Source organism: Pseudonocardia halophobica (assembly GCF_027922425.1).
In the GTDB taxonomy this organism is placed as follows: Bacteria; Actinomycetota; Actinomycetes; order Mycobacteriales; family Pseudonocardiaceae; genus Pseudonocardia; species Pseudonocardia halophobica.
Genome location: NZ_BSFQ01000193.1, coordinates 1 through 756, shown reverse-complemented (window position 1 = coordinate 756; position 756 = coordinate 1). Strand labels below are relative to the sequence as shown.

2 protein-coding genes are annotated in these 756 nt (G+C 66.4%); both read left to right on the top strand.

Going from position 1 to position 756, the window contains the following annotated elements; translation table 11 throughout:
* The coding region (locus PKE99_RS38100) for an aldehyde dehydrogenase family protein (RefSeq protein WP_271215107.1) at positions 1–282 on the top strand (282 nt) is incomplete at its 5' end.
* A gap of 97 nt (positions 283–379) precedes the next feature.
* A partial coding sequence (locus PKE99_RS38095; protein WP_271215106.1) for a glutamine amidotransferase occupies positions 380–756 on the top strand: 377 nt, incomplete at its 3' end.

Sequence of the window (756 nt, the reverse complement as noted above, 5' to 3'; positions counted from 1 at the left end):
GTCGCGGCGGTGGACGGCGTCGACGAGGGCCTGCGGGCGCTGGACGACTCGCGCTTCGGCCTGCAGGCCGGGATCTTCACCCACGACATCCAGACGGCGTTCCGCGCACATCGGGAGCTGGAGGTCGGAGGCGTCATCGTCGGCGACATCCCCACCTTCCGGGCCGAGCAGATGCCGTACGGAGGGGTCAAGGAGTCCGGCATCGGCCGCGAAGGAGTGCGGGCCGCGATGGAGGACTACACCGAACCGCGCCTGCTCGTGCTCTCGGAAGTGAGCTTGTGAGGCGGCGGCCACCGGCCGACGTGTGATCCGCTCGAGTGGGCGCTATCAGCCCGCAGCGAGAATCGTTTATAGTAACTCCGAGCCGAGGGGAGGGCACATGGCCGACAATCTGAGTTCCGATCCGCTCCGCGTCCTAGTCGCGGGTGAGTCCTGGATCAAGCACACGATCCACATGAAGGGTTTCGACCAGTTCCACTCCACCGAGTACGAGGAAGGCGCCGGCGTCTTCCTGGACTGCGTGCGGGCGGCGGGCCACGAGCTGACATACGTGCGCGGACACGAGATCAGCGCGCTGTTCCCGAAGACGGCGGAGGCGCTCGACGCGTTCGACGTCGTTGTCATCTCTGATATCGGGTCCAACTCGTTCCTGTTGCCGGACGAGACGTTCTTGCGGTCGGAGAAGTCCCCGAACAAGCTCTCCCTGGTGGCGGACTACGTCGGCCGCGGCGGCGGGCTGGTGATGATCGGGGGGTA